We start from the raw sequence: 18,039 nt of genomic DNA on the forward strand, positions 1-18,039 counted from the left end.
AGTTTATACTTGATCTTTCCTCCATCTATGGTGGCTTATAATGGCGTAAGGGTTCGTTTGTAAGCAGCAGGTGCAATCAAGGTGCGTCTTAACCACTGCTTATATAAAGCACAAGCGGATGCCTGTGCCAGAGGCGGTAATTAAAAAGAGTTATTATTTTTCTGTCCAGCTAATTTTTACCGCTGAGATTATGTCTGTCTCCAGCCGTTCCTCCGGACATACCTTGAAACTATTTTTCAGGTAGAAGCCCAGCGGGGAGCTATACTTCTCTTCATTGCTTTTCACGTCATTATCATGATCTATCACCCACCCGCTCAATTGGCGTTCATTTTCCTGAACAAGGCGCAGCAGACGTTTCCCATACCCTCTCCCCTTCAATCTGCTATCCACTATCAGGGCAAACCATGTTTCTTTTGCTCGCTCGAAGAGAAACAGCCAGCCGCATACTTCTCCCGCCTCGCCAAGTAGCAAGTAGTGCCGCTTTTGCTCCAAGCCTGCAAGGTACTCTTCCAATGCAGCAAGTGACGCGTACTGCAGCAGCACCGGGTATTCCTGGTTCCAAAGCTGTAGCACCTGCTGTTTCTGATTAGAGGTCAGGTATAGCGTTTCAACTATATTCACATGATATATACATAGACGTTTATACTACTACTTAAACAGACCTCTGGTGCTTTGTGGCTCGCAGGAACTGCGCATGCAGCCAGGTCTAATCACACAGCTACCTCCTAAAATCAGAAAAGCCACTGGCTCATGGCGCAGCGGCTAATCCTCCTTTGGCTATTCGTTGTATCTTATACTTCTAGTAATTACCTTTTTAACGTGATAACCAGAAGGTCTATTGTCTTACGTCTAAAATCTAACGTCTTTAAAAAGGTGGTTCTTCTTCGAAGTTAGAAGTCGGAAAACCTCCGCCACCGTTGCCGCCATCATTCATACGACTGCCTAAGCGTATAGAACCCGGTGCATCTGTATCAAAGGTACTATTTGGCAGCGCATTAAAGCCGCTCATACCATCGCCTCCAAAATCGTTATCTAAGTTCGTGAATTTAGTATACTTACCGATAAACTTCAACTGCACGTTCTCCAGGGAGCCGTTACGGTGCTTGGCTATGATAACTTCACCCACACCGGCTGTCGGGTTGCCCATTTCGTCTTCGGTAATACCATAATATTCCGGGCGGTACAGGAAGAGCACCATATCGGCATCCTGCTCTATTGAACCGGATTCACGAAGGTCAGACAGCTGCGGGCGTTTGTCACCTCCACGTGTTTCCACGGCACGGCTTAGCTGCGACAGCGCAATCACCGGCACGCTCAGTTCTTTGGCCAGCATCTTCATGGCACGCGAAATAGAGGCAATTTCCTGCTCTCGGTTGCCACCTCCCTTGCCGTCAGCGTTACCGCTCATCAGTTGCAGGTAGTCAATGATGATCATCTGAATATCGTACTGCGCTTTTAAACGGCGACATTTGGTGCGCAGTTCACGGATAGACAAACCAGGCGTATCATCAATAAAGATAGGTGCCTCGGTTAGTTTGGCTATTTTATGGTTAAGCTGTGCCCACTCATACTCCTCCAGGCTACCTTTCTTGATTTTCTCTGAATCCAGCTCAGCCTCCGATGATATCAAACGATTCACCAGCTGCAGGGAGGACATTTCCAGTGAGAAAATCGCCACACCTTTGTTAAAATCAACGGCGGCGTTACGCATGCATGAGAGCACGAATGCTGTTTTACCCATTGCTGGGCGTGCGGCAAGTATAACCAAGTCAGACTTTTGCCAGCCGGACGTAACTCTATCCAACGCCACCAAACCGCTCGGAACACCTGTTAAACCATCTGTCTGCTTTCGCTTCTCTTCCAGTTCTTTGATAGCCTGGTGCATGAGTGAGCGCATGTCGTCGAAGTTCTTACGGATGTTAGATTCCGATACTTCATACAGTTTAGCCTCCGTCTTATCCAGCAGTTCGAATACGTCTGTTGTATCTTCAAAGGCGCTGGATAGCACTTCAGATGAGATAGAAATCAGGTCGCGCTTGATGGAGTTCTCCGTGATGATACGGGCGTGGTATTCAATGTTGGCTGCAGAGTTTACACGTGTGGTCAACTGGGTAACATAATATGCCCCGCCAGCCATCTCTAATTCGCCCTGCTCACGCAATTCGTGCGTTACCGTCAGGATATCTATTGGTTCTGATTTATCAAAAAGCGAAATAATGGCCTTAAAAATACGCTGGTGCGCCTCTTTGTAGAAACTCTGCGGGCGCAGAATATCAATAACAGTTGTCAAAGCATCCTTCTCCAGCATCAGAGCGCCTAGCACGGCCTCCTCCAGATCTAGTGCCTGCGGCGGCTTTTTACCCAATTCCGATACAACAGGGGCTTTCTTTTGCCATCCGTTCCGGTTGCCCACAGGCCGCACATTCATTTTCATCTCCTCCATAGTTACAAATTTAACACCTCTGGGAGAGATTCAATCTTTATAACCCTGTTAATAATCCACAAGATATCCACAAACTATCCACATATTAGCGTAGGCCAGTTTTATTTTGGATAGGAATTCTAAATTTGTAGGTTAGCTACTTTAATAGCATTGCACATGGAGAAGAAGGAATTTAAGCACATACATTTGATTGCCGTTGGCGGAAGCATTATGCACAACCTGGCCCTGGCCCTGCACGACAAAGGCTTGAAAGTAACAGGTTCTGACGACGAGATTTTTGAGCCTGCCAAAAGCAGACTAGCCGCTGAAGGTATACTTCCCGAAGCAGAAGGCTGGTTTCCAGAGAAACTGGAGAACAGCACAGACGCCGTTATATTGGGCATGCATGCCCGCCCTGACAACCCGGAGCTGCTAAGAGCACAGGAGCTTCATATCCCGATTTATTCTTTCCCGGAGTTTATCTACGAGCAGAGCAAAGATAAGCAGCGTATTGTGATAGGCGGCAGCCACGGCAAAACCTCTATCACCTCCATTATCATGCACGTGCTGCAGCAGCTGGGCCGCAAGTTTGACTATGCCGTAGGTGCGCAGCTGGAGGGCTTCGACAGAATGGTGAAGTTAACAGACGATGCACCCCTTATTATTATAGAAGGAGATGAATACCTTTCCGACCCTATCAAGCGCGTGCCTAAGTTCCACCTGTACCACCACCACATTGGCGTCATCAGCGGTATCAGCTGGGATCACATCAATGTATTTCCGGACCCGGAGATGTACCGGGAGCAGTTCCGCATTTTTGCCGAAATGACACCCAAAGCCGGCACGCTTATCTATAACCAGGACGATGAGCAGGTGCTGCTGGTAAGTGTACCGCGCAATCCGGCTGATATAGCCTATATAGGCTACACCGTGCATGAGCATAGCATTAAGAATGGCAAAACCATACTGCATACCAAGAAAGAAGGGGATGTAGAGATACAGCTATTCGGAGAGCACAACCTCCGCAATATTTCCGCTGCAAAAGAAGTATGCAAGAAAATCGGGGTTAAGGCGAGTGATTTTTATGCTGCGTTACAAAGCTTTAAAGGGGCAGCCAAGCGCCTGGAGAAAATAGGAGAAGCAGCTACATCAAATATATATCGTGATTTCGCACATGCTCCTTCTAAAGTAAAAGCTACCTCGGAGGCAGTGAAAAAGCAGTTCCCGCAGCGTGACCTGGTAGCTGTACTGGAGTTGCATACATTCAGCAGCCTGAACAGAAACTTTATTCCGCAATACGCCGGGGCGCTTTCTTTGGCTGATGAGGCCATTGTATACTTCAACCCGAAGACAATAGAGCACAAACGTATGGAAATGCTGACGGAGCAAGAACTAAAAGACGCTTTTCAGAACCCGAACCTGACAGTTTATACTGACTCCGAAGCACTGGAGCAACACCTGACCAGCCGCAACTGGCAAGATGCTAACCTGCTGCTGATGAGCTCGGGCAACTATAACAACATGAATCTGGAGGCGCTAACGCAGGCGGTTCTTAAAGCATAACCAAGTATAGCCATGAAATTACACCTCAAACGCCCTATCGTTTTCTTTGACCTGGAAACAACTGGTACCGACATCGGCAAAGATCGCATTGTGGAGATCAGCTGTTTGAAAGTAATGCCTGACGGAGAAGAAATCCTCAAGACGCGTCGCATTAATCCAAGTGTGCCGATTCCGCTGGAATCAAGTATGATTCATAAAATTTACGATGAGGACGTGCAGGACTGCCCTACTTTTAAAGAAGTAGCCCGAGACTTCAGTAAGTTTCTGGAAGGATGCGACTTGGGAGGGTATAACCTGCTGCGCTTCGATATTCCACTGCTGGCCGAGGAGTTTCTGCGCTGTGATATCGACTTTGACATAGAGAACCGCCACATTGTGGATGCCTGCCGCATATTCCATCAGATGGAAAAGCGCACGCTATCTGCTGCCTACAAGTTCTACTGCAACAAATCCCTTGAAAACGCACATAGTGCAGAGGCTGACACTATTGCCACTTACCACATTGTAATGGCACAGCTAGACCAGTACCAGGAAGTGCCTTTTGAAACAAAGGAAGGCCTGATTGAATACCCTGTGCAGAACGACATGGCGGCGCTTCATAAATTCACGGTGGAGAAAACAGCCGATCTATCAGGCCGCATTGTATACAATACAGCAGGTAAAGAGGTTTTCAATTTCGGCAAGTATAAAAATGTTCCCGTAGAAGACGTTCTTCAGAAAGAGCCCAGCTACTATGACTGGATGATGAAGAGTGAGTTTCCGCTCTACACCAAAAAGATACTAACGCGCATTAGGTTACGCAGCATGATGACCTCTAAATAAACGCACACATATGTGTAATTGCCGCATCACTGGTTTACACTTGTAGTGATTTATACTTGTAGTTACACATACTTTACAAGACAGAAACAGATACAAAAAAGAAGGGGCCGCTTGTGAGCGGCCCCTTCTTTTTTGTATAAAGAGTAAACTACTTCCGCATTATTTACGGCTTCTGTTTAATGGTACGTTCTTTAGCAGCGTGTTCTGCTCTGAGAATTTATGGATGCAGTTATTGCCCGGCGCACGCGAAGAGCATTCGCAGCCTGTAATACGGTTACCAGAATACGTAAAGTAACAGAAGCCACACCCTGCGGCAGACTGGCACATGTGTTTGGTGCCTTTACTACTCAAGTATAAACTGTTATCAGCAGCAATATCTAATTCAAGAGCCATACTTCTGGCAGCTCCGTTCTGCATGCCTAAACCTACTAAGTAGTAAGCTGGCGCATCGTCCTTCGTTTCCTGTACTTTGCGGATCATCACCTTGTCTACTACCGTTCCATCTCCGAACTCACGGATAAATGGCTGCATAAGCTCTGTGGTAGGTACAATATAGTCTACACTGTCAAATACCACCTGTGCCAGCAGTCGCCCGTCATAAGGTTCTGCCTCCACGTCCTCTGGCCCGGCCTCGCTTTCATCCCGAATAGCATCACGGGTAGAACAGGCAGAAGCCATCATCAACATAAAAGACAGAAAATACAACAGTCTAAGTCGTAGAGCAGAGCCTTTAACCGGCTGCTCTTGTATGCTTTCCTTCATGAAGGTGATTTTATCGGGCTTTGTAGTATTTTAAGGCTTCAGGCATATGCTCTCTTAAAGCTGATTGCCTTGTTCCTGCACTTGGGTGAGTTGAAAGGAACTCTGGCGGAGCCTGTCCACCACTTTCCGCTTCCATTCTTTGCCAGAAAGATACCGATTCTTCTGGATTATATCCAGCCATAGCCATAAAAATCAAGCCCAAACGGTCGGCTTCTGACTCCTGTGTGCGGCCATACTTTAACAAGCCTAGCTGAGACCCCACACCATAAACTGACAGCAGCAGGTTTTGCGCCATGCCCGGCTGTGTGCCTGCCAATGCAGCCAACGTCTGCCCGCCAAATTGCTGTGCCAGTTGCTGGCTCATACGCTCACTGCCGTGTTTGGCAATAGCGTGTGCAATTTCATGGCCCATTACTACCGCTAAGCCTGTTTCGTTTTTAGCGATAGGCAGTATGCCTGTATATACGGCTGTTTTACCACCGGCCATAGCCCAGGCATTCACCTGTGGATCGTCGATCAGGTTAAACTCCCACTGGAATCCGTTCAGCTCGTTTTGCAGTCCGTTTTGCGCCATATACTGCTCCACAGCACCTTGTATGCGCTGCCCCACACGTTTAACCATGGCAGTTGCCTGTGCGTCTCGTGATATTTTACTTTCACTGATCACCTGATTATAGGCGGCATAACTCTGCTGCTGCATCTCGGCTTCAGATACCAGGCTTAGCTGCCGTCGGCCCGTAATCGGTACGGTAGTACACCCTACCATCATAACCACGGCTACTGTAAATGCTACAAATCTTTTATACATGTTCTTCAAATTTTAAAGGCTTTTAGAAATCAATCCCAAATTTTGAACCAAATTATCAAAAACCAAACCAACTGACATTATTTAGTTACGCTAAAGCTTGGCTCTGCACCTGCAGAAACAGGTTAATCCCTTATTATCAAGGGTTAACAAACAAATGCTTTTTCTGCTCAAGTATACGACGGCTGGATATTAAAAAGTTATCAAACTATGTCGCTATACTAATTGTACAGTTTAGATGTTAGCTTAGTAAAAAAAGGTGCTATAGTACGGTAAAGTGAGGTATTATTTTCGTCACTTTTGCTGCGCCGCTACGTTAAAAGTCCTATTTTTGAAGACAGAACCGAAATCAACCCTTACATGAAGATATTAGCCATCGGCAGGAATTATGCCGAGCATATTGCCGAACTTAACAACGAAGTACCCGACGAGCCTGTGATTTTCTTTAAACCCGACACAGCCATACTTCGCCACAACGAACCATTTTATTATCCTGAGTATACGTCTGATGTGCATTATGAAGTAGAGCTGCTGCTGCGCATTTGCCGCGAAGGCAAAAATGTGGAAAAGCAGTTTGCCCATAAATACTATGATGCGATTGGCCTGGGCATTGACTTTACTGCGCGAGACTTGCAAACCAAAGCCAAGTCTAAAGGACTGCCCTGGACACTGGCCAAAGGCTTTAACGGCTCTGCTCCTGTTTCGGAGTTCCTGCCACTTACGGAGTTCCCAGACCTGCAGAACATCAACTTTAGCCTGAACGTGAACGGTGAAACAAAACAAAAAGGCAATTCTAAGATGATGCTGAACACGTTTGATGACATCATTGCCTACATTTCGCAATTCATCACCCTGAAAACGGGAGACATTATTTTTACAGGAACACCAGAAGGCGTAGGCCCGGTTAAAATTGGAGATAGATTAGAAGGGTATGTTGAAGATAAGAAGCTCCTTGATTTTGAAGTTAAATAAGAACCACCTGGCCACGGCCATACTTGCTTTGTTTACCAGCCTTGGTGCTGTAGCCCAAACATCACCCCAGGCTGGCTACTTTTTGTTCCCGATCAAGCCGGGTGTGCGTAACTACCTTTCAGGCACGATGGGCGAAATTCGCTCCAACCACTTTCATGGCGGCCTGGATATTAAAACTGACCAACGGGAAGGCCTGGAGGTGCATGCCGCCGCAGATGGTTATATTTCACGTGTAAAGCAGTCTAGCTACGGCTATGGCAACATCATCTATATAACCCATCCCAACGGGCTGGTAACTACCTATGCGCACTTGCTGGAGTACAACAAGCCTTTGGCTGACTACATGCTGCAGAAGCAGTATGAGAAGCAGGCGTTTGACCTGGAGTTATTCCCGGAGCCGGGGCAGTTTCCGGTAAAGCGCGGTGACGTGATTGGCTTGTCTGGTAACACAGGCGGCTCTGGTGGACCACACCTGCACTTTGAGATCAGAGACGAGAAAGACCGTTTGTACAACCCGCTTAAGTATAAATTCACTGAGGTAATAGACACCACACCTCCCGACATCTTTAGCATAGGCATCACTCCGCTGAATATTCATGCCCGTGTAAACAATGCGTTCGACCGTTCTGAATTCCGCACCAAAGAGGTAGGCAATAACTATAGTCTAACCGATACAGTTTTCGCACATGGCTTACTGGGACTGGAGCTACAGACCATTGACCAACTGGATGGTGCAGCCAACAAGAACGGCACGCAGGAGGTTACACTGCTGGTAAACGGCCAGCAGATTTACCAGCATTACATAGACCAGGTGCCGTTTGAGCTGTCGCGCCAGGTATCGCAGCACATCAACTACAACCAGTACAAGCGCAACGGTCGCACCTTCCAAAAAGCCTTTATAGACTACGGAAACGACCTGCCGCTGTACAAAGCCGACGAACGCAGTGGCCGCATGGTGGTGCAACCGGATTCTGTTTACCAGGTAAAGCTTATCGCCCGCGACTCTTATAACAATACCTCCACCCTAAGTTTTGTAGTGAAGGGACAGCGGCCTAAGTTTACCCAAACAGCTGCCAAAGCTGTAAAGAAGCCTTCAATTGACTACGAGATCATAGGCAATGTGCTTAAAATAAGTGCCACTGACACAGCCCAAACACCGCAGAACATTGAGTTGTATGTAAATAACCAGGCGCTAATGCTGGTACCGAGCTACATGAAAAACTCAACTTCAGTAAGCCTATATGACCTCCGGGCTGGTTTACCTGACTCGATGCGCTTCTGTGGGCTGAGCAAGAACTTCGGCATAGAGAAGGCAGTGCCACCGAATAAAGATTTCCTGTTCACGAACCGCTACCTGAAAGTGCTCTTTGACAAGCAGTCGCTCTACGATACCTTATACTTACAGACGAAGCTGGAAGGGGATGTGTATACCATTGGTGACTACTTTACGCCGCTGCACAAAGCCATAAAAGTGACCATTACGCCTCCTGCCGAAGTGAAAGACAAAAGCAAAGCTGCTGTATACTTTCTGGGCACAGGCCGTGGCCGTGGTTTTGAAGGCGGGAAATGGGAAGGCAACAGCATCACCTTTACCACCAAAAACATGGGTAAATTTAAAGTGATGGAAGATACAAAGCCTCCTGTTATTCGCCCTGTAGTCAAGAACAGCAGTGTTATCAGCTTTAAAATATCAGATGATTTGTCAGGCATCAATTCGTTTAATGCCTGGGTAGATGGCAAGTGGGTACTGATGAAGTATGAGCACAAAAAGGCGCTGATCTGGTCTGAGAAAATAGACAAAAGCGTACCTTTGTCTGGCGAGGTAATTCTGAAAGTAAAGGACAATGCTGGCAACGAGGCTACCTATACAGGCAGAATTTAAGAATTTGAATCACGACACACGTAGCACGAATCACGATTTAAATCATGGCAAGTCGTGCTACGTGTGTCGTGCTACTTGATACGAAACATCAAAAAAACTATGCAACTGAACATCGGAGACAAAGCGCCTGCGTTTGAAGGCAAAGACCAGAACGGGAATACAGTAAGGCTAAGCGACTACCGCGGCAAGAAAGTGCTTTTATACTTCTACCCGAAAGACAACACCAGTGGCTGCACCGCCCAAGCCTGCAACCTCCGCGATAACCATACAGAGCTACAGCAAGAAGGCTACGAAGTGATAGGCGTAAGCACCGACAGCGAAAAATCGCACCAGAACTTTATCGCCAAGTATGAGCTGCCTTTTACCCTTATCGCCGATACTGAAAAGCAAATTGTGGAGCAGTATGGCGTGTGGCAGGAGAAATCGATGTATGGGCGCAAGTATATGGGCACCATGCGCTACACATTTGTGATTGATGAAAATGGTGTGATACAAGACATCATCACCAAAGTAAAAACAAAGGAACACACTTCGCAGATACTGAAGTAAAACATAAACGCAGCTGACCGACTAAGGCAGCTGCGTTTTTTGTTATATTTGAACAGCAGATACTTAAAAAGCCTTAGAGGAGCGCGCGTATATACTTCTTTGTAAGCATTTAGGAACCTGCATTCGTAATTCGTAATTCGTAATTCGTAATTCTTTATCATTTCTAATTTATAATTCTCAAACAAAGTGAATCCACACAACAAAAGCATTGACGAGCTGAAGCAGACCGCAGCACAAGTGCGCCGCGACATTGTACGCATGGTGCATGCCGTTAACTCCGGTCACCCAGGCGGCTCACTTGGCTGTACTGATTACCTGGTGTCCTTGTACTTCAAAGTGATGAACTACAGCACTGAATTCACAATGGACGGCAAAGGCGAAGACCTTTTCTTCCTGTCGAACGGCCATATTTCACCTGTATTCTACAGCGTTTTGGCGCGTGCCGGTTTCTTTGATGTAAAAGAGCTCGCTACATTCCGTAAGCTTAACTCAAGGCTGCAAGGCCACCCTACTACCCACGAAGGTTTGCCAGGTGTACGCGTTGCCTCAGGTTCGCTAGGTCAGGGACTTTCTGTAGCTATTGGTGCTGCGCAAACCAAAAAGCTGAACGGCGACAATAGCCTTGTTTATGTGCTGATGGGTGACGGAGAACTAGAAGAAGGTCAGGTATGGGAAGCAACGCTGTATGCGCCGCATAACAAAGTAGATAACCTGATTGCCACCGTAGACCGCAACGGCCAGCAGATTGACGGGTCTACTGATGAAGTTCTTGGCCTGGGCGACCTGCGCGCTAAATTTGAAGCTTTCGGATGGCATGTGCTGGAGGCTAACGGTAACAGCTTTGAAACGATGTTGCCAGCCCTGGATGAAGCAAAAGCTGCCACAGGCAAAGGTAAGCCAGTTATGATTTTGATGGATACCGAAATGGGCTTTGGCGTGGACTTTATGATGGGCTCACACAAGTGGCATGGCGTTGCTCCAAACGACGAGCAGTTAGAGATTGCCTTGCAGCAGTTATCCGTAGAAGCAGCCGCAGACTATTAATTTATACTTGTAATTTATACTTGCTTTAGGTTTTACCTGCTTATTGTTTTCCGGCAACATGGCCAAGTGGTACAAACTCATACCCATACTCTTCTTTTTGCTGTTGATAACAGCAACAGGAACTGCTTTTGCCCAGGAGAAAAAGCCGCAGCCTAAAACACGCATTCTATTTTTACTGGATGCCTCGGGCAGCATGCTGGCCAAATGGGAAAACAGCGATCGTATGGCTATTGCCAAGAACCTGCTGGCCCACCTGGTAGATTCATTGGATCGTTATGATAACCTGGAAGTAGCCCTGCGCGTTTACGGCCACCAGTTTGGCCGTGAGCGTAACGATTGCAAAGACACTAAGTTAGAAGTGCCTTTTGGCGAGAATAACTCAGAGGTGATCAAGAAGAAGCTGCAGAGTCTTATTCCGCGTGGCAATACACCTATCACGTATTCCCTGGAGCAGGCCGCTAACGACTTCCCTTCTGACAAAGCTCGCAATGTGGTTATACTTATTACCGATGGTCTGGAGTCTTGTGGAGGTGATCCTTGTGCCATGTCCCTTGCTTTGCAGCGCAAACGCATATTTCTAAGGCCCTTTGTTATCGGCATTGGCATTGAACCCCAGTATGAGCAACAACTCAGCTGCATCGGTCAGTATTTTAACGCCGCAGATGTGAAAACCTTTGAAACGGTGTTATCAGAGATCGTAACACAGGCCTTAAGTGAAACAACTGTAAGCGTAGAGCTTCTGGACGAACAGAACCGACCACGCGAAACAGGTGTGAACATGACTTTTGTGAATGCACTTACCGGCGAGGCAGAATATAACTATGTACATTACCTAGATGCCCAGGGTAAATCTGATGTACTGGATGTGGATGCACTTATACCGTATCATTTAGTGGTAAATACATTGCCAGCTGTTGTAGAGCGTAACGTTAGCATACAACCGGGCAAGCACAATGTAATTCAGGTAAAGGCTCCGCAAGGTGAGTTATACTTGCGCCAGGATGGCCCCTCGCCTTACGGGCAGCTACAAGCCATTGTACGGCCCGCTGGTTCTGAGAAAACGCTGCATGTGCAAAGCTTTGGCAACCGCCATAAATACCTCACCGGTAAGTATGACCTGGAAGTATTGAGCATGCCGCGCATCATGCTATATGGTGTGGAGGTAAAGCAGAGCGAGACAAACGCTGTGACCATACCACCACCGGGCCAACTTACGATACCGTCGCAGATACAAGGCTTTGGCAGCGTTTATGAGTTATTAGAAGGTGGCGGCCAGCGCTGGCTCTTAAACCTGCCGGAAGACAACAGCAAAATGACCCTGGCTTTACAGCCGGGCAAGTATAAAATCGTTTACCGCATGAAATCAGCCCAGTCCAGCAAGTTTACTTTTGTGCAGGACTTTACTATTCGATCGGGCGCAACAACAACCGTTAAAATTTTCAATAGATAGACAAATGAAGAAATATACTTATACAGATAAGAAAGACACACGCTCGGGCTTCGGGGCAGGGCTTCTGGAGCTTGGCCGCACCAACCCCAACGTGGTGGCCCTGTGCGCCGACCTGGTGGGCTCGCTGAAGATGGGCGACTTCATCAAGGAGAACCCGGAGCGCTTCTTCCAGATCGGCATCGCCGAGGCCAACATGATGGGCATCGCCGCGGGCATGACCATCGGGGGCAAGATTCCCTACACCGGCACCTTCGCCAATTTCTCTACCGGCCGTGTCTACGACCAGATCCGCCAGTCCATCGCCTACTCCGACAAGAACGTGAAGATCTGCGCCTCCCACGCTGGCCTTACACTGGGCGAGGACGGAGCCACCCACCAGATCCTGGAGGACATCGGTATGATGAAGATGCTGCCGGGCATGACCGTCATCAACCCTTGCGACTACAACCAGACTAAGGCCGCGACCATCGCTATTGCCGACCACCACGGCCCGGTGTACCTGCGCTTCGGCCGCCCTGTGGTCCCTATCTTCACCCCTGCCGACCAGAAGTTCGAGATCGGCAAGGCCTGGATGGTGAACGAGGGAACGGACGTTTCCATCTTCGCCACCGGGCACCTGGTGTGGGAAGCCATACAGGCAGGAGAGCGTTTGGCCGAGATGGGTATCTCCGCCGAGATCATCAACATCCATACTATCAAGCCCCTGGACGAGGAGGCCGTGCTGAAATCCGTGGCCAAGACTAGATGCGTGGTATCGGCGGAGGAGCACAACCGCCTCGGCGGCCTGGGCGACTCCATCGCGCAGGTGCTCGTGAAGCACGACCCGGTGCCACAGGAGTACGTGGCCGTCGACGACAGCTTCGGTGAGTCAGGAACGCCAGCCGAGCTGATGACTAAGTACGGACTGGACGCCGACAACATTGTGAAGGCGGCCCAGAAAGCCATACAGCGAAAAGGATAAGTATAAACAAGTATAAAAGAGGCTGCACCTTAATTGGTGCAGCCTCTTTTTTTGCGCCCGAAGTACTTGGAGCCTGTTTGCATTTGGTTTTCCAAGCGCAAAGGGTACTGCCAAGTAGTTTTGGAACCTTATAGCCGTGTTATAGGAGAAAAAGCACAAAGCAAAGTTCCTTTACAGGCTTTTGCAGCGCAAAGTATGAATTTTAAACATGCTCTTAGTATATTTAAGCCCCTGCTACGTAGATGTGGAAGACAAAGAGCTACTAGAGAAATTCGCCCAACCTGAAAGCCGTAACCTGGCCTTTAACCAACTCGTGCGCAAGTACCAGCAAAAGATCTACTGGCACATCCGTAAGATGGTGATAGATCATGACGATGCCGACGACCTGACCCAGGATGTGTTTGTGAAAGTATGGAAGAACCTGGAGAACTTTCGCCACGATGCCCAACTCTATACCTGGATCTACCGCATTGCCACCAACGAGTGCCTCTCCTTTCTGTCAAGTAAAAAGCGTAAATTCTTTCTGCCCCTGAATGATGTAACTGCCGAACTGATAGAAAAAGTGGAAGCATCGCCAGAATTGGCCGGAGATGAAATACAGCAGAAGCTACAGAAAGCAATCCTCCGGCTACCCGATAAGCAGCGCCTCGTGTTTAACATGAAGTATTTTGATGGGATGAAGTATGAGGAGATGTCCGATATACTTGGAACCTCCGTAGGAGCTTTGAAAGCATCTTATCATATCGCTGTAAAAAAAATTGAAGAATTTTTAAAGCTGGATTAAACTTTGTCTCCTGATATACATCAAACGAGTATAATTCGCAGCTGCATTAAAAGACATGAAACTGAACGACATACCAAAGCGCCAGCCTTACCAGGTTCCTGAAGGCTACTTCGATAGGCTGCCAATGCGCATCATGGAGCATACGGCCGCACCGGAAGCTGTAGCCCCTGCCCCATGGCATGAGCAGCTGTGGCGGCCGGTAAGGTTAGCTGTAGCCCCGCTTTTGCTGTTACTAGTATTTGTAGGTGTTTACTTTTTTAATGTACAGCAGCCACAAGCACCTGCTTCCATTGCATCACTGTCAAACGCAGAAATCATTCATTACCTGGATAGCTATACCCATGTAGACGCCGCTGACTTTGAACAATATGGCATTGCTGACCGTGAGCTTGCTGTAGAGTTTTTAAACGTAAGCTCTAAAACCGCTGAAGAAGAGCTGGAATATTATCAACTAAACAATCTGGATTACTAAACACACACATGAAGCATCACATTCTAGTTTTACTTCTGCTTTTCGCTTTTGCATTTGGTGGCTCTACGGCACTGGCTCAGGATAGCCGCTCTAATGACAGAAAGGAAAATATAGAGGCTGCAAAAACTGCTTTTTTAACAGACAAGATGGGTCTTTCAGCAGAGCAGTCGCAGAAGTTCTGGCCGCTTTACAACGAATACGAAGCCAAGCGCAGAGAATTGATCAAAACCTATCGCAACGGCTACCGGAAAGATGTGGAAGCTCTCAGTGAGCAGGACGCAAAAGCCCGCATCGACAATATGTTTTCTACTAAAGAACGGGAGCTTGAATTGGAGAAGGAGTATGCAACCAAGTACCAGCGTGTTATTTCAAACAGGCAGCTCATTAAGCTTTACCGCGCTGAACGCGAATTCACGAAAATGCTCCTCAAGCGCCTGGACGATAAAAGAGCTGAAAATTAAAATTGCTAAAGTTGAGAAGGAAAGGCACTACCATTTTTGGAGTGCCTTTTTCTCTTTTATAAAGTAGCCATACATGTTCTATTCCTTTTACTACCACTGTCCTGGCAATAAGAGGAGATCGGAAGCTGTCATGAAAGTGCTTTGTTCTTTTCAGTAAAGTTTATACTTATCTGCCTGAGCATACACAGGCAGATAAGTATAAGTACTGGTTAGATAGCTAGGTTTAGGACTTCTTTTGTACTTCAATCCACTCATCTACCTTTTTCTCCAGCACAGCCAATGGCATAACGCCTCCTTTGAGTATCAAGTCATGAAAGGCGCTGATGTTAAACCTGTCTCCTAATGCATGTTGTGCTCTTTGGCGAAGCTCCTTTATCTTCAGCTCTCCTATTTTGTAGCTCAGTGCCTGACCGGGAATAGCCATATAACGCTCTATCTCAGCTACAGCTGCTTCGCGGCTTGTCAGTTCATTATCAAGTGAGTATTGGATAGCCTGCTCACGTGTCCAACCTTTGGCATGCATACCGACATCCACTACCAGGCGTAAGGCACGGTGCATCTCATCGCTCAAGCGGCCAAAGTACTGGTAAGGATCTGTGTAAAGCCCCAGTTCCTCGCCCAGGCTTTCAGAGTAAAGCGCCCAGCCTTCGCCAAAGGCACCATACCAGGCATACTGCCTGAATTTAGGCAGCCCCTCCTGCTCCTGCTGGATAGATATCTGGTAGTGATGCCCGGGAATTGCCTCGTGCAGAAACAGCGACTCCATACCAACCATATTATAAGTCTTGGCATCCAGTATAGGTACATAGAAAATACCCGGTCGTGAGCCGTCCGGTGCTGGCGGGTTATACTCAGCACTAGCCGATGCTGCTCTAAACGCCTCCGTCTGCCGAACCTCGAACTTAGACTTTGGTGTGATGCCAAACAGCTTGTTTAACTGTGGCTGCATGCGCTGCTCTATCTGGCTGTAAGCTGCCAACACCTCTTCCGGTGTTTTGAAAGGTGTAAATTTTGGGTTGTCGTTTACGTGCTGGAAAAAAGCCTTTAGGTCGCCTTTAAAACCCACCTGCTCTTTCACTTTCTCCATTTCGCTGCGGATGCGTGCCACCTCCTGCTGCCCTGTTTCAAAAATCTGATCAGGCGTCATGTCAGTGGTTGTCCAGTAGCGCACCAGGTACTTATAATAGTCATCTCCTCCTTTGATGCCACTGATACCTGTGGTACTTCGGCTCTTGGGCAGGTACTCCTGCTGCATAAAATCATGCAGCTTTTTATAAGTAGGGATTACTTCTTCTGTTATAGCTTTAGTATAAGCCTGGCGGATACTGTCTTTTTGAACTGCTGTAAAGGTATCGGGCAGCTTCTCTACAGGCGCCCAAAAGATGCTTTTAGTAGGATCATTTACCACCATAGCCTGAAGCTGGGGCAATACTTTTTGAGTCAGCGTGCGCGGCAGCACTACACCCATACTCATACCTCTGCGCATGTTGGCAATGGCTGTATCTCCCCAAACTGTAAAACCTTTGATGCGTCCCAGAAAATTCTGATAATCTTCGGGTGTTTTAAAGGGCTGGTTGCTGGAGCCTGAGCCGAGCTGAGCCATCGTAATTGGTAATCCCCAAAACTGATTTACCGGCAACAAATTTGCAGGCTGCTTTAGTCCTTCCAGCGACATCTGCATTTCATACTTAAAGATGTCGTAGCTAACCTGTTCCTGCGCATCAAGTTGGCTACGGTCTATCTGGTTGATTTTATCCAGGTAGCGCTGGTACAGCTGGCGCACCTGCTCTGTGTGTTCCTGGCTCAGGTCGTTCGGCAACTGATCGTTGTAGCGGTTATCAGCAATTCCCGTTGCCTCCATCGGAAACAGCTGTAGCCGCGCCTCATAGTAGTTATCAAATAGCTGGCTCAGGTGCTTGTCGGCTTGTACAGCCTCCGTGCCCTGCTCCTGCTCGCTAGTTCGGGTACAGCCAACAGTGCCTAAAGTAGCAACGGCCAAAGCCGCACAAAGTGTGAGTTGATGTTTATTCATAGATAGGCATTAAGATGAATGATTAACTGCACATGTGTGGTAAGTACACAGGCCGCAATTATACCTTAAACTAAACAAAAAAGGTGAGACTCCAACGCCTCACCTTTTTTGCTACTATCACTTTTGCTCCTTATAGTATAAGGCTAGTATAACTTAAATTTAATAGGCTTCCATCAGAAAGCTAATATCATCTGATGGCTTAAATTCCATTGGCTTCTCAGATTGCAGAAACACACGGGCTGTATGTGGGCCTAACAGGTTTACCCGGTCGCCGTGCACACGCAGCATACTTCCCTCACGCAAACCAACTACGGGTTGGCGGTTGTGGTGGTGGAACTCCGCGATGCGCGTGTCTCGTGTTTCGCCCATGTGCGTTGAATTTGGATCTGGATCCTGAAAGTGTGGATTGATGTTAAACGGCACCAGCTGCAAAGCGTCAAAGGTTTTCACGTGCACAATAGGCATATCATTGGTGGTGCCAATGGTTTTGCCGGCAACGTTAGTGCCTGCACTTGTTCCTATGTAAGGCATGCCTTTGTTAACCCGCTCCTGCAAGGGCTTTACCAGTTTGTTCTGATACAGGTTACGCAGCAGCACGAATGTATTGCCCCCACCGATAAATACAGCCTCAGCCTCTTGCACCGCTTTAGTTGGATCTTCATACTCATGCACACCTGTTACACTGATGCCCCACTTCTCAAATGGCTCACGCGCTTTGTCGGTATACGCCTTATGGGAAATTCCTCCAGGGCGGGCATAAGGTATAAACAGGATGCTGCTTTTGCCTTTCAGCAGGTTTTTCATTTCCTCCTCGGCATGTTCCAGATAACCTGTGCCATGCGTGGTGGAGGTGCTAATTAAAAGTAAGTTTCTGATCATACACAAAGGTATGAATTTGCTTCTGCGGACGAAGTTTTTAGAGTGAGGAATTTGACCAACACACACAGGTATAGCTAAACAAAAGCTCGAGCAAGAGACTTGCTATTCATATGAAATATAGTATATTCGTTTATCCGATTCCGTTTAACAACCTGATTTGGATGGATAACCGGAACAAC

At 47.6% G+C, this 18,039-nt stretch carries 17 protein-coding genes; 11 read left to right on the plus strand and 6 right to left on the minus strand.

Translation table 11 applies throughout. From position 1 onward, the window contains the following. Positions 1-153: 153 nt before the first annotated feature. Both ACFQ2O_RS11110 and dnaB read right to left on the minus strand, forming a co-directional pair. The gene (locus ACFQ2O_RS11110) at positions 154-621 is read right to left on the minus strand and encodes a GNAT family N-acetyltransferase (RefSeq protein ID WP_377527339.1); all 468 of its coding nucleotides are present in this window, start codon (positions 619-621) and stop codon (positions 154-156) included. Between the two features lie 244 nt (positions 622-865). Further along, entirely contained in the window at positions 866-2,443 is a 1,578-nt protein-coding gene (dnaB, locus tag ACFQ2O_RS11115) for a replicative DNA helicase (protein ID WP_377527342.1), read from the minus strand. Between the two features lie 156 nt (positions 2,444-2,599). Between dnaB and ACFQ2O_RS11120 the strand changes: the two genes are divergently transcribed. Next, complete coding sequence (locus tag ACFQ2O_RS11120; protein ID WP_377527345.1) at positions 2,600-3,985, plus strand: UDP-N-acetylmuramate--L-alanine ligase; 1,386 nt, start codon at positions 2,600-2,602, stop codon at positions 3,983-3,985. Between the two features lie 12 nt (positions 3,986-3,997). After that, the gene (locus ACFQ2O_RS11125) at positions 3,998-4,807 is read left to right on the plus strand and encodes an exonuclease domain-containing protein (protein ID WP_377527348.1); all 810 of its coding nucleotides are present in this window, start codon (positions 3,998-4,000) and stop codon (positions 4,805-4,807) included. A 159-nt stretch (positions 4,808-4,966) separates the two neighbouring features. Here the strand turns inward: ACFQ2O_RS11125 and ACFQ2O_RS11130 are convergent, their stop codons facing one another. Beyond that, positions 4,967-5,569 carry a hypothetical protein gene (locus ACFQ2O_RS11130; RefSeq protein WP_377527351.1) on the minus strand — a complete coding sequence of 201 codons (603 nt, stop codon included), beginning with the start codon at positions 5,567-5,569 and terminating at the stop codon, positions 4,967-4,969. 10 nt (positions 5,570-5,579) lie between these two features. Beyond that, positions 5,580-6,377, minus strand: coding sequence for a M48 family metallopeptidase (locus ACFQ2O_RS11135; protein ID WP_377527354.1), 798 nt, complete (start codon positions 6,375-6,377; stop codon positions 5,580-5,582). A gap of 357 nt (positions 6,378-6,734) precedes the next feature. On the opposite strand from ACFQ2O_RS11135, the gene ACFQ2O_RS11140 reads away from it, so the two are divergent. The 9 genes from ACFQ2O_RS11140 to ACFQ2O_RS11180 all read left to right on the plus strand — a co-directional run bounded on the left by ACFQ2O_RS11140 (position 6,735) and on the right by ACFQ2O_RS11180 (position 14,949). After that, the gene (locus ACFQ2O_RS11140; protein WP_377527358.1) at positions 6,735-7,346 is read left to right on the plus strand and encodes a fumarylacetoacetate hydrolase family protein; all 612 of its coding nucleotides are present in this window, start codon (positions 6,735-6,737) and stop codon (positions 7,344-7,346) included. Next, positions 7,333-9,228, plus strand: a complete 1,896-nt coding sequence (locus ACFQ2O_RS11145) for a M23 family metallopeptidase (RefSeq protein ID WP_377527361.1) — start codon at positions 7,333-7,335, stop codon at positions 9,226-9,228. The genes ACFQ2O_RS11140 and ACFQ2O_RS11145 overlap by 14 nt, the downstream gene beginning before the upstream one ends. Positions 9,229-9,327: 99 nt before the next feature. Beyond that, entirely contained in the window at positions 9,328-9,777 is a 450-nt protein-coding gene (gene bcp, locus ACFQ2O_RS11150) for a thioredoxin-dependent thiol peroxidase (protein ID WP_377527364.1), read from the plus strand. A 186-nt stretch (positions 9,778-9,963) separates the two neighbouring features. Further along, positions 9,964-10,821, plus strand: coding sequence for a transketolase (locus ACFQ2O_RS11155; RefSeq protein WP_377527367.1), 858 nt, complete (start codon positions 9,964-9,966; stop codon positions 10,819-10,821). Between the two features lie 58 nt (positions 10,822-10,879). Beyond that, entirely contained in the window at positions 10,880-12,271 is a 1,392-nt protein-coding gene (locus ACFQ2O_RS11160) for a vWA domain-containing protein (RefSeq protein ID WP_377527371.1), read from the plus strand. Positions 12,272-12,275: 4 nt separating this feature from the next. Continuing rightward, positions 12,276-13,232 carry a transketolase family protein gene (locus tag ACFQ2O_RS11165; RefSeq protein ID WP_377527374.1) on the plus strand — a complete coding sequence of 319 codons (957 nt, stop codon included), beginning with the start codon at positions 12,276-12,278 and terminating at the stop codon, positions 13,230-13,232. Positions 13,233-13,476: 244 nt separating this feature from the next. After that, a complete protein-coding gene (locus ACFQ2O_RS11170) occupies positions 13,477-14,016 on the plus strand; it encodes an RNA polymerase sigma factor (protein WP_377527389.1) in 540 nt (179 codons plus the stop codon). A gap of 55 nt (positions 14,017-14,071) precedes the next feature. After that, positions 14,072-14,488 (plus strand): hypothetical protein, encoded by a 417-nt coding sequence (locus tag ACFQ2O_RS11175; RefSeq protein ID WP_377527378.1) that lies wholly within the window; start codon positions 14,072-14,074, stop codon positions 14,486-14,488. A gap of 8 nt (positions 14,489-14,496) precedes the next feature. Then, positions 14,497-14,949 (plus strand): hypothetical protein, encoded by a 453-nt coding sequence (locus ACFQ2O_RS11180; protein ID WP_377527381.1) that lies wholly within the window; start codon positions 14,497-14,499, stop codon positions 14,947-14,949. Between the two features lie 223 nt (positions 14,950-15,172). Here the strand turns inward: ACFQ2O_RS11180 and ACFQ2O_RS11185 are convergent, their stop codons facing one another. Together ACFQ2O_RS11185 and pepE are read right to left on the minus strand one after the other, a co-directional pair. Beyond that, entirely contained in the window at positions 15,173-16,981 is a 1,809-nt protein-coding gene (locus ACFQ2O_RS11185; RefSeq protein ID WP_377527384.1) for a DUF885 domain-containing protein, read from the minus strand. Between the two features lie 159 nt (positions 16,982-17,140). Beyond that, positions 17,141-17,860 carry a dipeptidase PepE gene (pepE, locus tag ACFQ2O_RS11190; RefSeq protein ID WP_377527386.1) on the minus strand — a complete coding sequence of 240 codons (720 nt, stop codon included), beginning with the start codon at positions 17,858-17,860 and terminating at the stop codon, positions 17,141-17,143. Positions 17,861-18,039 lie beyond the last annotated feature (179 nt).

Origin of the sequence: Pontibacter rugosus (genome assembly GCF_042678745.1) — a bacterium.
Taxonomy (GTDB): Bacteria; Bacteroidota; Bacteroidia; order Cytophagales; family Hymenobacteraceae; genus Pontibacter; species Pontibacter rugosus.